Source organism: Streptomyces sp. LBL, from assembly GCF_029893585.1.
GTDB lineage: Bacteria > Actinomycetota > Actinomycetes > Streptomycetales > Streptomycetaceae > Streptomyces.
The window spans coordinates 61,528-74,566 of record NZ_JARXYX010000029.1 but is presented as its reverse complement, the minus strand read 5'-3'; the positions used below and the strand labels follow the sequence as shown (position 1 = coordinate 74,566).

The window sequence follows — 13,039 nt, the reverse complement described above, 5'->3', positions numbered from 1 at the left end:
CTGGGGCTTGTTTGTGATCCTCTGATGCATTCGTACCTTTAGACGGTGTTCTCCGCCACGCGCAACCATTCGGTGCCTCCGAGCAGGTACTGGTAGAGGGGGCGACCCTGGCTGCCGCTGGTGCGGAACGGGGTTCCGTGGTCGTCGATCCGTATGGTTCCCTGACGGCCGCCGCTGGACCACTGCAGCTCCACGTACCACTTCACATCGTGGGCACTGGCATGGGCGGTGATGTACAGCACCTCGGGATCGGACTGGCTGACCTTGTAGGGGACACCGCGCTGGCCGGCCTTCGGCACGATGGTGGGGTGACCGGCGTCGAGGTTGGTGCCGAACGACCTCGTCTCCACACCTCCGCCGCAACCCGACGACCCCGCGTACGCGTTCCAGGCCGGGGGCGCGCTCTCGTCGACCACACGGACGTGCAGGGACTCGATGACGACGGTTTCGTCCCCGGTGCCCTGAACGGTCAGCGCCACCCGCTGCCCGTCGGCGGCGATGGCGCCGTGCGCCTTCACCCAGCCCGGCACGTCCTGCCCCATCACCGGCGGCGAGACTTCACCGGGAGGCCGGTTGATCAGGTACTTCCCCTCGCACTGTGGGTCTTCCCAGGCATAGGTGCGGGTGCTCACCGTCAGCGGGACCGCGTCGCCGTCCTGGGCACGGCCCGTGTCAGTGCTGCGGGCCGACGGGGTGGCGTCGTCGGTCGTTCGGGAGGACGGGGCCGGGGCCGGAACCCGAGACAGGGAGAGACTCGGACGCACGGAGGGGGACACGGACGCCGGTGGGGGCGTCGTGGAGGGGACGGAGGAGGCGGACCTGGCGGAGGACTGCTGTCCGGAGGAGGTCGCGGTGTCGGTCGGCCGGCCGTTCCCCGCCAGGTCCGTGGCCCTGCCCTTCAGGTCGAGCGTGAGCGCGGTGGTCACGGCGACGGCGGCGGCGGTGCTCGCCGCGATCAGGGCCCACCGCCTGCGAGTTGTCCGGATGAGCGTCGGCGTGCGGCGAGCGAGGACAGCCGCCTCGGGCGACGGTTCGGTGACGGACCCGGGAGGGTTCCCGGGGTCGCTCATGGATGTGGGCGCAGTCGCGGACGCGGTCTGCGACGCGGGTGCGGTCTGCGACGCGGGTGCGGTCTGCGGCGCGGGTGCGGTCTGCGGCGCGGGTGCGGGCGGCAGCGCGGGTGCGGGCGGCAGCGCGGATGCGGGCCGGGGGTCCGACGCGGCCTCCGGCTGGGGTTGGTCCGTGCGGGACTGCGCCGCGCGTGGCTCCGGGCCTGCGACGGACGTGGACGCTCCGGCCCGGTCCGCGGAGTCCGGTTCCGAATCCGCTGCGGCCCGCCGGGCGCGTTCCCGTGCCGCGTCCGCCAGGACCCAGCGCCGGTGTAACTCGACCAGTTCCTCGGGGGTCGCCCTGCACACCCGGGCGAAGCGGGCGACGGCCGCGTTGTCGCCCGGTACTCCTTCCCCCTTGCAGTACCGGTGCAGCGTCGTGGTGCTCATGTGCGCCCGTTTCGCCAGAGCTTCGTAGCTCAGCCCGGATCGCTGCTTCAACTCGCACAGCAACGCCGCGAAATCCGCGATCTCTTCAGCCGCCTCCACCAGTCCTCCATTCCGTTCGACGTCCCAGGAGGGTCATGTTTCTCCAGGTGAGAGTCGGTTCGCGCGTCCCGGCGTTCCGAAATTCCCGATGGAATGGCGGATGGAACGCCGCATGGCACAGGCTCGGGTCATCCAAGCACGGCGCCTCGCCGGACTCGGTGATCGGTCCCACTCAACTCCGCTGTCACGGCCCGCGCTTCCGGCGCGCCCACCCGCACGCCACGCAGCACGACCGGGACAAGGCCGACCGACCGCACAGTTCATAACCGGAAGGTCACCTTCCGATGTTCAGAGAAAGCAGTCTCTTCATGCGTATCGCCACTCGCTTCGTCTCCCGCGCGTCCGCCTCCTCCATGGTTGTCGCCGCCGCCCTCGCGCTCGTCGGCGTCCAGGCCGCCGGGCAGACTGCCTCCGCCGCCACGAAGGAGGCCTCGGTCGTCACCTGCACCACGGCGAACACCAAGCTGACCGTCACCGAGGCGGCCCGCCCGATCAACCACCTGCTGCTCAAGGCCACCAACACGGGCACCAAGCCCTGCTTCGCCTACAGCGCCCCCTACCTGAGGGCCGGCGCCGATGCCCAGTCCGTGATGGCGTGGGTCGAGGAGAGCACGCCGCAGGCCGTGGTGACGCTCGAGCCCGGTCAGTCGGCGTACGCGGGCATCCTGACGTACTCCCCCGACGGCGAAGGGGGCAGCACGGAGAAGACCCTGGGCGTGTTCCTCGCCGACAAGAAGGGCAACGCGATGGACCAGGAGAAGACCCTGAACCTGCCGAACGGCGGTGTCTTCTTCAACAGCGCCGCCGCCGTCACCTACTGGCAGGACAACGCGGCGGACGCCCTCACCTGGTAGCCCTGACGCCCCACGACACAGCCGCCGTCCGGCCGCACCGGGTGTCCCGCCTTCACCGGGGACGCGGTGCCGTTGGCGGCGGCGACGTGTGCCTCGTCGGCCGGAGACGCTGTGGCAGCGGGTGCCGAGAGGTCGGATGCCGAGAGGTCGGATGCCGAGAGGTCGGATGCCGAGAGGTCGGATGCCGAGAGGTCGGATGCCGAGAGGTCGGGCGCCGAGAGGTCGGGCGCCGAGGGGTCGGGCGCCGAGGGGGTGACTGTCGGCGGCGTGACTGTCGGCGGGCTGCCGGTCGTCACCGAGATGCTGGCGCCGAGGCGGATCCGGGCGTAGAACCACTGTGCGTCCTCGGCACTGAGGCCGATCACGCCACCTCTGGCGTCGTGGTCCCCGAAGGACCTGATGTCGGGGGCGAGGGCTCCGACGTAGAGCGGGCCGCCCTCCCCGTCGCGCAACTCGACCGCATGCGCGACGTCCACCACGGCGGAGCCTTTGGAGGGCACCTCGACGGTCACTGCCATCCGGACCGGCTTCGCGACCACCGTCATCGAGGTCGTGCTCGTGGACCCGGGGGGGAGGTCGATTTTCGAGAGGATCCGCATCACCCGACCGTCGAACGTGAGGTCGCTCCCGGGCAGGTCGAGTGTGCCGGGGACGGGCATCGGGGTGGCCGCCGACCGCGAGGCGGAAACCGAAGGTGGCACGGCGGAGGTTCGGCGCCCGGCCGGGTGGTCCGGGTCCTCGCCGAGCTGCAGGGTCAGGGCGAAGCCCAGCAGCGCGAGGGCCGCGGTCCCCGCACCCAGGGCCGCGGCGGCACGGCGGCGGCGCCTGCGGCGCATCGCCCGGACACGTGTCGCGGGGCCGCCGACGATCGGAGCGGTCGCCCGGGCGGCGGCCAACTCGCGTAGCGCGACGGAAAGTTCATCGGACACGGCGGCTCTCCTTCCGGACCGTCCCGGCGGCCCCGTCGACGGGCCCGTCGGCCCCGTCCCCCGCAAGACGCTTCGCCAGCTCCGCCCGCCCCCGGGACAGCCTCGTCTTGACCGTTCCCACGGGCGCGCCGGTCTCGGAGGCTACCTGCTCCACACTCAGGTCGCACAAATGGTGCAGTACGACCGCCATCCGCTGAGCCTGGGGCAGTTCGCGCAGGGCGGCCACGAGCGCGGTGTGCTCAGGACCCGGTCCCGGGGTGGAGGCGGGCGGCGGAGTGCGCCGTACGAGTTCCAGCCAGCGCCTCGCGCGCCGCCAGCGGCTCACCGCCAGCCGCATGGCCACCGTGCGGATCCACGCCTCGGGAGCGCTGTCCGACAGGAAATGCTGTCGCCGGTCCCAGGCCCGTACGAACGCTTCCTGAACGACGTCCTGGGCCTCGTCATGGTCTCCGGTGAAGGCGTAGAGCTGTCCGGTCAGCCGGGGGAACGCGGTCGCGTAGAAAACGTCGAACTCTTCCTCGGTCATGCCCCCACCGGAATCTCTGCCCTTTCCTTGCAACCTGGCCACCTCCGCCGTGCGTACAGATCGCGTAGGTCTCGTAGGTCTCGTAGGTCGCGCAGGACGCGTAGGACGCATCCAGCGAAGCGCAACCCCACCAGGAAGACGGCGCACACGGGTTCCAGGCTCCCTCTTTCCTCACGGTGTTGGCTCGCTGCCTGCTCAACCTACTTGCACGACCGACGGGTTGCCCGACCAGGACGGACGGCCCCATGCGTCCGGCCACGACCGAGTTCCCGAGCCGAAGGACCGCCCACGTGCCACCGACCCCCGACGTACTCCCCGCACCCCCACTCCCCGTGCTCCCCGTACTCCCCGTGCTCCCCACCGGCCACGACTTCGCCGCGTACGCCCGGAAGCACTGGTCCGGGCTGGTCGTGACCGCTCGGCTGCTCACCGACGACCCCGGTGCCGCGGAGGAACTGGCGCGGAGAACGCTGGTGCGGATGTGCGCGCGGTGGCGACGCGTTCCGCGCAACGACGTGGATTTCCACGTGCGGCGCTGTCTGGTCCGTAACCACCTGCGTCGTCGGCTGCGCGGACGGTGGGCCGCGCGCCGACGGGCCGTTGTGGTGCTACGGGTCTGGGAGGGGCTGGCGGACGCGGAGATCGCCCAGTTGCTGGGCTGCTCGGTGGGTGCGGTGCGTGCCCATGCCAGACACGGTCTGAAGGAGGCCGGGGCAGACCCCGGGCAGCTGCGGGAGGTGTTCACCCGTGCCGCCCGGGACACCGTCCCGTCCGAGGTGCCGCTGGCCGACCTCCAGGCAGGGGGCCGCATTCGGCGACGACGCCGCCTTGCCGTGGCCTCGGCCGCCTGCGCGGCGCTGCTCATACCCGTCGCCCTCTTCGCCGGCGACCGTCTCGGGGGTGGCGGTGCGCAGGACGGGACGTCCGGAGCCCGGCCAGGGGACGGCGGTCGTCAGGCCACGAGCCCGATCCGGGTCGTGTCGCCGGGCGAGCGGGTGACCGCAGGGACGGGCGTACGGATGTGGCTGACGGCCGCCGATGGGCACTGGTCCGTGCCCGTCCGGTCGGGCCCCTTCCCCGGGGACGACAGCGTCCGCCCACTCGACGAACCGGGCGTCTCCCTCCGGGTGGACAGCGTGAACGGCGGGTTCTTCATGTCGGGCCTCTTCCACGGCCTGAGCGGCGATCCGGGCCGCGTCGAGGTGAGAACCGGCGACGGCGGCAGGACCCCCGCGAAGGTCCTCGTCCTGGCGGGCAGTCCGGGGTGGGGCATCTGGTACGCGAGCACGCCACTGCCCAGGAAGACCGTGCAGGCGCTCCTCTCCGAGCGCGGGGACGATCGGATCGTCACGGTGTACGACGCCTCGGGCAGGGTCGCCGCACGGTTGGACCGCAGTTGGGGGCAGATATGAACGTGATCGGGGACGGGACCGGGACCGGGCACGGGACCGGGACCGGGCACGGGACCAAGGACAGCACCGGGAACGCGACCGAGGACAGGAACGGGCCGGACAGGCTGCCGCGACCGGCGCGCACGCCACGGCGACCGAGAAAGGGGCTGCTGTCGGAGCGCCGGCACCAGCGCCGGCACCAGCGCCGGCACCACGAGCGCGCACCGCTGCGGATCCGGTTCCGGCGCAACCGGGGTCGGCGGCTTCGCCGGCTGTTCCACGCCTTCCTCACGCTGCTCGCGACGCTGTGTGCGGCGGCCGTCGTGGCGTACCACCTGACGTCCGTTCCGAAGCCACACCCCGAGACCGTCACCCAGAGCACCGTGTTCCTCGACTCGGGCGGCGCCTATCTGGGCCGGCGCGGGCCGGTCGACCGGCAGGACATCCCGTTGTCCGCGGTTCCCCGGTATGTGCAGGACGCGGTGATCGCCGCGGAGAACCGCTCCTTCCGTACGGACAGCGGGATCTCGCCGCGGGCCCTCACCCGGGCCATGCTGGCGACGCTGACGGGCGGCGCCCCGCAGGGCGGCTCCACCATCACCCAGCAGTACGTGAAGAACGCGCTGCTGAGCCCGGAACACTCGTTGGCCCGCAAGGCGCGTGAGGCGCTCATCGCGATCAAGCTGGACCGCACCCGCACCAAGGACGAGATCCTCGAGGGCTATCTCGACACCGTGTACTTCGGGCGGGGTGCGGCCGGGATCCAGTCCGCCGCGCGCAACTACTTCGGCGTGGACGCGAAGAGCCTGACGGTCGCGCAGGGCGCCGCGCTGGCATCCATCGTCAACATCCCCTCGTACTACGAGAAGGCGGGCTCCGATCCGAAGGTGACCGCGAAGCTGGAGAACCGCTGGGAGTGGGTGCTCGACGCGATGGCCGCGAGCGGGAGCATCACGGCGAAGCAGCGGGCCGCGGCGCGTTTCCCGGCGTTCCGGTTCTATCCGCCGGGCGAGACCGAGGGGCAGCGGCAGTACCTGATCGACGTCGCCGCGAAGGAGGCCGCCGACCGGCTCGGCATCACCGAGGACCGGCTCGCGAGCGGCGGCTACAGCGTGACGACCACTTTCGACCTGGCGCTGCAGGACAGAGCCACACAACTGGTACAGGAGCATCCTGGGGGCAAAGGCATGCGGGTGCACACCGCCATCGTGGGCATGGTGCCCGGCGACGGAGCGGTGCGGCTGCTGTACGGGGGCTCGGACTATGCGCGGCAGTCGTTCAACGACGCGGTGAGCGGGGCGGTGGAGGCGGGGACGGCCCTGGAACCGTTCAGCGAGGTGGGGCAGGTGGGCGAGCCATTGAGCAAGCTGCTGAAGACGGCGGCGCCGACCCCGCTGGACCTGGCGTCGGCGTACGCGACGGTGGCGGCGGACGGCAGGTACGCCACCCCGCACACCGTCGCACGCATCACCCAGGGGGGCCGCACCGTCTACCGGGCACGTCCCGACGTGCGGCAGGTCCTGGACGAGAAGGAGGCGCTGATGGCGGGCCTGCGATCGGGGGCCGGACCGAAGCCCGTTGCCGTCGCCGTCCCCGACGGCAACGGCAACGGCAACGCAGGCTCGGCGGAGCCGATGGGTTTCGCCATCTCCGGGGCGGGCGGCGGGATCACTCGGCGGACCGTGTGGACCACCGGGTTCGACGGGCGGCTCGCCCTGACGGTCGCGCTGTTCGCCGACCGGGCAGGCAGCAGGAAGGGCACGACGGTGCCCGCGCAGCTGCCGAACGATCCGTCGCCGACGGAGTTCTCACAGAGGGTGGCGGCGCGGATCTGGGAGGCCGCCACGGAGGGCGTGCCGAAGAGTGCCGCGGAGAGAGACGCGAAGATTGCCCCGGAGCCTGACGCGGCGAACTGACGCGGCGAACTGACGTGGAAGGTGGCGGCGAGCAGCGCATGGGCGGTGAAGCAGCTGTCGGCGAGACCGCTGTCGGACCTGGCACGACCTGCTCCAGGGCGGCCTGGAGCAGGTCGTGCCATCGCTCGTACGTCCCGATCGACTTTATCGACTTTCTGGACGTGGCCGGCGCCCCCTTGCCCGGGACTACGAGCCAACGGCGGTGACCGGCGGCCCAGGCCGTCGGTGCGCCGATCTGCGGCACGCTCTTGTCGAGGGCGGCCCGGCGTCTGCCGTCCAGCCACACCTTCTCCACCGCCGTGGAAGGGGTGAACTCCGCCGTTCCCACCGCATCGCGATCGGCGGCGCCGGTGCCACTGCCGCTGCCGCTGCCGGTCACGGCGTCCCAGAACGCGGCGCCACGCTTCTTCACGGGACGCATCGCCTTGCCGTTGACGACCGGCAGCGCACGGCCGATGGTGGTCCCCGCTCGCGTGAACGGGCTCATCGTGGGCGCCTTCTTGCCCCGGAACGTGACGATCAGCGGCAGGTCGGCGCGGCCCGTGTCGTCGTAGCCGTCCGCTACCGAACACTTGCCCAGGGCTCCACCCTTCAGGGTGGAGGTGTAGGGCATCCTCAGCCCAGCGGCCCGGAGGGCCGCAGCGGCACTGCTAAATTCGCCTTGTCCGACAACGTAGTTGGCGGACCTACCGCCGGACTGGCGGGACGTCAAGCCTGTGGAGACCTTGTCAGACCACCCTCGGGTGGCAGGGGCCGATGAAGCAGGAACCCAAGGGAGCACCGCGTAGCGGTGCTGACCGGAATCACCTGCGTTCACGCAGGCGAGGATGTCAACAACCGGGTCACATCGAACAGCCGCGCGTCCAGCTTGCCCCGCGCCAGCAGCAACTCCGCGTCACCGGGCACCACATGGGTGTGCCCGGCGACCACCCGGACCGAGAACGGTATCCGTTCCCGGCCCTTCGCCCGCTCCACCCCGGTGACCCGACCGGTGCCGTCCACCAGGACCCGGTCGCCGGTGACCAGCGTCACGGTCCTCACCACCTGGGCGGCACCTGGGCCGCCGGCCCGCTGGGCCACCGCCCCGGAACGCCCGTCGGTCGACCCGCCGGGCTGCGTGGCCTCGGCCACCCCGCCCAGCAGAAGGGCCGTGGAAGCCATCCCTGCCACCACGACCGCACGCCTTGGTCTTGCGCGTAACCCCACCTGAACTCCAGCCACTTCGGAAATCGGACAGGAGCGTCCTGCGCCCCCGGAAACCCCGGAAACCTCGGAAACCCCGGAGACCCCGGAGCCTCACCCGTTCGCCGGAAGCTCGCCCTAGAGACGGACCGGAGTGTCAGCGGGTTGGGAAAACATCACCCTTTTTTCTGACGAGGCGTCACGTCATTGACAGTCAATGACGGATGACTTGTCCGGGCGAAGCCGTGCCCCTCGTCACCCGCCCATAAGGAAACCCCAGGTCAGTGACCTGGAGTTCGTTGTTGTCCAGTCCGATTGGGGCGGGGAGTACGGTCAGCCGACTCCCCGCCGCTCCCTGAATCGGGCGGCGGCCGACGCGAGGTTCACGATCGGGGCGGGGTAGTCCAGGCCCGCACGGGTGGCTTCGTCCAGGTGGGGGACACGGTGGACCGTCGTGGCGTCGAGGTGCCGGAGCTCGGGGAGCCAGCGGCGTACATACTCCCCGTGGGGGTCGAACCGGCGTGCCTGGACGAGTGGGTTGAGGATCCGGTTCGGGCGGGTGTCCGTGCCGGTCCCGGCGACCCACTGCCAGTTGAGCTGGTTGTTGGCGACATCGCCGTCGACGAGGAGGTCCAGGAAGTGGCGGGCTCCCACCCGCCAGTCCACGTACAGCGTCTTGGCGAGAAAGCTCGCCGCGAGCAGGCGGGCCCGGCCCGGCATCCAGCCCTCGTGGCGGAGCTGTCGCAGAGCCGCGTCGACGATGGGGTAGCCCGTACGGCCGTCCTGCCAGGCTTCGATCTCCTTCGTGGCGCGGCGCCAGCGGTCGTGCTGGGAGCGGTAGTCGTGGTCGGCCGCGTCGGGGCGGGCCGCCAGGACCTGGTGGTGGAAGTCCCGCCAGGCCAGTTGGCGGACGAAGGCATGCGCCCCGGGGTTGTCCTGTGCGCGGGCCCGGTGCAGCAGTTCGGTGGGTGAGAGGCAGCCGAAGTGCAGGTAAGGGGAGAGCCGGGAGGTCGCGTCGGCGGCCAGGTCGTCGTGCTGGTCGTCGTATGCGGACAGCGGGCCGGACAGCCATGACCGCAGCTTGCGGCGGGCCTCGGATTCACCGCCGACGGGCAGGCTCGGCGACGTGGAGCCCGACGCGAGGGACTCCGTACCGGGAAGGCCGGCCGAGTGTACGTCGTCCGGTACCCGTACGGCGTCCGGCGCCGGCAGGACGCCGCGTACGGAGAAGCTCTCCCATCGGCGGAAGTACGGGGTGAAGACCGCGAAGTGGTCCTTGCCCGCGGGTGTCAGCGCCCCTGGGGGTACGGCCGTCAACGAGGCGTCGTGGACGCGTAGTTCGCGTCGGTCGCCGGCCAGCCCCGCCCGCAGCCGGTCCTCGCGCCGTGCCGCGTAGTGGCTCACCCCGCCCGCGATGTGCACCGCGGCGGCCCCGGTCTCCGCCGCGACCCGGCAGGTCTCCTCGACCACGTCGCCGACGCGCGCCACCAGTCGGCCGCCCCGAGCCCGCAGGGCCGCGTCGAGGTCGGCCAGGCTGTCGGCGAGGAACACCGCGCGGTTGGGTACGGCGAAGCCGGTGCGGCGGATGCCGGTGTCGACGACGAAGAGCGGGACCACGCGCTCCGCGTCCCTCAGCGCGGCCTGCAGGACCGGGTTGTCGTGCACCCGCAGGTCCGCGGTGAACAGGGCGACGGAGACGCGCACGGTCCCTTGAACCTCCCTCAGTGGGTACGGGGGTGGGTGCGGGAGTGGGTACGGGCCGGTTCAGGGGCTGCCGACTCGGCCGCGGCGGCGATGTTGCGGGCCATGCCGCCGAAGACCACGGCGTGGAAGGGGGCCACGCCCCACCAGTAGGCGTGCCCGGCCAGGCCGTGCGGATGGAACAGGGCCCGCTGCCGGTACACCGTGCGCCCCTGTGGATCCCGGTCGACGGCCATCTCCAGCCAGGCCAGGCCCGGCAGCCGCATCTCCGCGCGCAGCCGGAGCAGCCGGCCCGGCTCGATCTCCTCCACTCGCCAGAAGTCCAGGCTGTCGCCGACCCGCAGCCGGGTCGCGTCCCGGCGGCCCCGGCGCAGGCCGACACCGCCCACCAGGGTGTCCAGCCGGCCCCGCAGGGACCAGGCCATCGACGAGGAGTACCAGCCGTTCTCGCCGCCGATCGCCTCCACCACCCGCCACAGCGCCTGCGGCGACGCCGCGACCGTCCGCTCGCGGTGATCCGTGTAGAGGCTCCCGCCCGCCCAGTCGGGGTCGCTCGGCAACGGGTCGCTCGGCAACGGATCGCCGGGCAACGGGTCACTCGGCAGCGGGTCGCTGGGGGCGCGGGGAGTCGAGGCCGAGGACCACCTGGTGGCCACGTCCGCGTCCTGCACGCGCCGCAGAGCCAGCCGGATCGCCCGGTCGAGGGTGACCGGTCCCTCCGGCGGGTCCGGCACATGACGGACGATGTCCCGCTCGGCACAGACCACCTCGTGCTTCAGCGACTCGACCAGCGGACGCGCGAGAGCGCCCGGCACCGGTGTGACCAGACCGACCCAGAGGCTGGACAACCGGGGGGTGAGCAGCGGAACGGGGACGATGACCCGTTTCGGCAGCCCGGCGACGACGGCGTACCGCCGCATCATCTCCTCGTACGTGACGACATCCGGCCCGCCGATGTCGAAGGCCCGGCTCACGTCGTACGGCAGCCCCGCGCACCCCACGAGGAAGCGGAGCACGTCGCGGACGGCGACCGGCTGGATACGGGTGCGCACCCAGCTCGGGGTCACCATCACGGGGAGCCGCTCGGTCAGATGGCGCAGCATCTCGAACGAGGCCGAACCCGAGCCGATGATCACAGCCGCCCGCAGTACGGCGGTCGGCACACCCGAGGCCAGGAGGATGCGGCCCACTTCCGCGCGGGACCGCAGATGGGGCGACAGCGCGTACTCGGGTACTCCGGCAGGAGTCAGCCCGCCGACATAGACGATCCGCCGGATTCCGGCGGCACGCGCCTGCTCACCGAAGATCCTGGCCGCGCGCCGGTCCCTCTCCTCGAAACCACGCCCGGTGCCCAGCGCGTGCACCAGGTAGTACGCGACGTCCATTCCCTCCATGGCCGCGCGCACGGACTCCTCGTCCGTCACGTCCCCGCGCGCGGCCTCCACCTGCCCTGCCCACGGATGGTCCCGCAGCTTGCCGGGCGAGCGGGCCAGGCAGCGCACCGAGTACCCGGCCGCCAGCAACTCCGGCACCAGCCTGCCGCCCAGGTAACCGGTGGCGCCGGTGACCAGACAGCGCAGCGGCCGGTCGTCGCCGGTCATGCCGGTCGAGGGCATGCCGGTCGAGGGCATGCCGATCGCACGTATGCCGGTCGGGGGCATGCCGATCGCACGTATGCCGGTCGGGGGCACCTTCCCCGGCGACGGCCGGCGGGCCGGGCCGCACGAAACGTCATGGCTCTCACGTCTTCCCGGGACGTGCCCCTCCGAGGTCTCCGAGGGGCTCTGTCACTGTTCCCTTGAGGCCATGCTTGGGGCCGAGGACGAGCACCGCAACCTCGCCGTCGCGAACGGCGGTGTTGCAGATCGTCCGCGACCGCGGCATCACGGTTGTCGGCACCGCCGGGGCCGCGAACCAGGACTGTCCGCGGACCCTGGGTGCCCTCGCCGCGACGTACGGCGAGGGCCGGGCCCGGCGGGTGCGGCAGCTCGGCCCTGTCCAGACGGCCCTCGATCTACGGCCGGGGCCTGTTCGCGAACACCCACCGGTTACCCGCCAGCGCGTCGTTCTGCTCGGGCAGCGGGCCGCGTCCGTGCCGGCGGGTGAAGTCGAAGGGGGTGTGGACCGATACGGACCAGCCCTTGCCCGCCAGATCGCCTGCGGAGTCGGGCCGCGGCTCTCCATCGAACAGGCTGAGCAGGTCGATGCCGATCTGGTGTTTCGTCGCGGTGTAGAGCGGGCTGTCGCGGTATTCCAGCAGGTCCTTTTCGAGCTTGACCTCGAACGCCAGAGCGCTTCCCCCCGTGCTCAACCGGTCCACCGTGTCGATGAGGTACGTCTCGGCGGCGCTGGGCAGGTAGAACAGCAACCCCTCGGCCAGCCAGACGCTCGGTGCGGCCGGGTCGAAGCCGGCGTCGGCCAGCGCTCCGACCCAGTCGGCGCGCAGATCGATCGGGATCGGTACGCGCGCTGCCTTCGGGGTGGCCGACAGCCCGCCGAGCACCTTGTGCTTGAACGCCAGCACGCCTTCCCGGTCGATCTCGAAGATCACGCAGCCGGGAGGCCAATCGAGCCGGTACGCCCGCGAATCCAACCCCGCTCCGAGCAGGATCACTTGGCGGGCGCTCCCCGCGTGCACCGACCGGAGGAGAAAGTCGTCGAGGGCCCTCGTCCGCAGTCCGAAGTAACGCGCGAATCGCCCCCACAGCGGGTTCGCGTCCCCGTCCGGAACCTGTTGCAAGCGGACCGGCCAGCCCTCGGACGCCGGTGCGGCGAGCACGAAGTGCTCTGCGTAGACGTCCCGTGCCAGGCTGTCGTGGCGGTGGGTCTCGATGGCCCGTGCCGCAGCGACCAGGAGAGCGGTCAGGCCGACGCCCCCTTCCACGCCTTCCACACCCATGTTCCGATGTGTGGTGCCGACCATGTGTCGTCCTCCCTTGGCG

9 protein-coding genes and 2 pseudogenes are annotated in these 13,039 nt (G+C 71.6%); 4 read left to right on the top strand and 7 right to left on the bottom strand.

The genetic code is table 11. The features are described from left to right. Positions 1–38: 38 nt before the first annotated feature. On the bottom strand, positions 39–1,598 hold the full coding sequence (locus tag M2271_RS30425) for a helix-turn-helix transcriptional regulator (RefSeq protein ID WP_280890598.1): 1,560 nt from the start codon (positions 1,596–1,598) through the stop codon (positions 39–41). A 308-nt stretch (positions 1,599–1,906) separates the two neighbouring features. Here M2271_RS30425 and M2271_RS30420 point away from each other — a divergent pair, with 308 nt between their 5' ends. Then, positions 1,907–2,452, top strand: coding sequence for a DUF4232 domain-containing protein (locus M2271_RS30420; RefSeq protein WP_280890597.1), 546 nt, complete (start codon positions 1,907–1,909; stop codon positions 2,450–2,452). Here M2271_RS30420 and M2271_RS30415 read toward each other — a convergent pair. Next, the gene (locus M2271_RS30415) at positions 2,413–3,381 is read right to left on the bottom strand and encodes a hypothetical protein (protein ID WP_280890596.1); all 969 of its coding nucleotides are present in this window, start codon (positions 3,379–3,381) and stop codon (positions 2,413–2,415) included. The genes M2271_RS30420 and M2271_RS30415 overlap by 40 nt on opposite strands. Beyond that, positions 3,371–3,907 carry a SigE family RNA polymerase sigma factor gene (locus M2271_RS30410; protein ID WP_280890595.1) on the bottom strand — a complete coding sequence of 179 codons (537 nt, stop codon included), beginning with the start codon at positions 3,905–3,907 and terminating at the stop codon, positions 3,371–3,373. The genes M2271_RS30415 and M2271_RS30410 overlap by 11 nt, the downstream gene beginning before the upstream one ends. Before the next feature lie 290 nt (positions 3,908–4,197). Between M2271_RS30410 and M2271_RS30405 the strand changes: the two genes are divergently transcribed. Both M2271_RS30405 and M2271_RS30400 read left to right on the top strand, forming a co-directional pair. After that, positions 4,198–5,319 (top strand): sigma factor-like helix-turn-helix DNA-binding protein, encoded by a 1,122-nt coding sequence (locus M2271_RS30405; RefSeq protein WP_280890594.1) that lies wholly within the window; start codon positions 4,198–4,200, stop codon positions 5,317–5,319. After that, the gene (locus M2271_RS30400) at positions 5,316–7,214 is read left to right on the top strand and encodes a transglycosylase domain-containing protein (RefSeq protein WP_280890593.1); all 1,899 of its coding nucleotides are present in this window, start codon (positions 5,316–5,318) and stop codon (positions 7,212–7,214) included. Before M2271_RS30405 ends, M2271_RS30400 begins: the two co-directional genes overlap by 4 nt. Before the next feature lie 831 nt (positions 7,215–8,045). Here M2271_RS30400 and M2271_RS30395 read toward each other — a convergent pair. The 3 genes and pseudogenes from M2271_RS30395 to M2271_RS30385 all read right to left on the bottom strand — a co-directional run. Then, positions 8,046–8,375: pseudogene (locus tag M2271_RS30395) on the bottom strand (hypothetical protein); the annotation flags it as partial. 354 nt (positions 8,376–8,729) lie between these two features. Then, positions 8,730–10,100 (bottom strand): deoxyribodipyrimidine photo-lyase, encoded by a 1,371-nt coding sequence (locus M2271_RS30390; protein WP_280890592.1) that lies wholly within the window; start codon positions 10,098–10,100, stop codon positions 8,730–8,732. Between the two features lie 17 nt (positions 10,101–10,117). Beyond that, the gene (locus M2271_RS30385) at positions 10,118–11,713 is read right to left on the bottom strand and encodes an SDR family oxidoreductase (protein WP_280890591.1); all 1,596 of its coding nucleotides are present in this window, start codon (positions 11,711–11,713) and stop codon (positions 10,118–10,120) included. Positions 11,714–11,946: 233 nt separating this feature from the next. On the opposite strand from M2271_RS30385, the pseudogene M2271_RS30380 reads away from it, so the two are divergent. Then, positions 11,947–12,171: pseudogene (locus M2271_RS30380) on the top strand (NADP-dependent oxidoreductase); the annotation flags it as partial. Here the strand turns inward: M2271_RS30380 and M2271_RS30375 are convergent. Further along, the gene (locus tag M2271_RS30375; RefSeq protein WP_280890590.1) at positions 12,112–13,020 is read right to left on the bottom strand and encodes a class I SAM-dependent methyltransferase; all 909 of its coding nucleotides are present in this window, start codon (positions 13,018–13,020) and stop codon (positions 12,112–12,114) included. The pseudogene M2271_RS30380 and the gene M2271_RS30375 sit on opposite strands and share 60 nt — an antisense overlap. Positions 13,021–13,039: the final 19 nt, after the last annotated feature.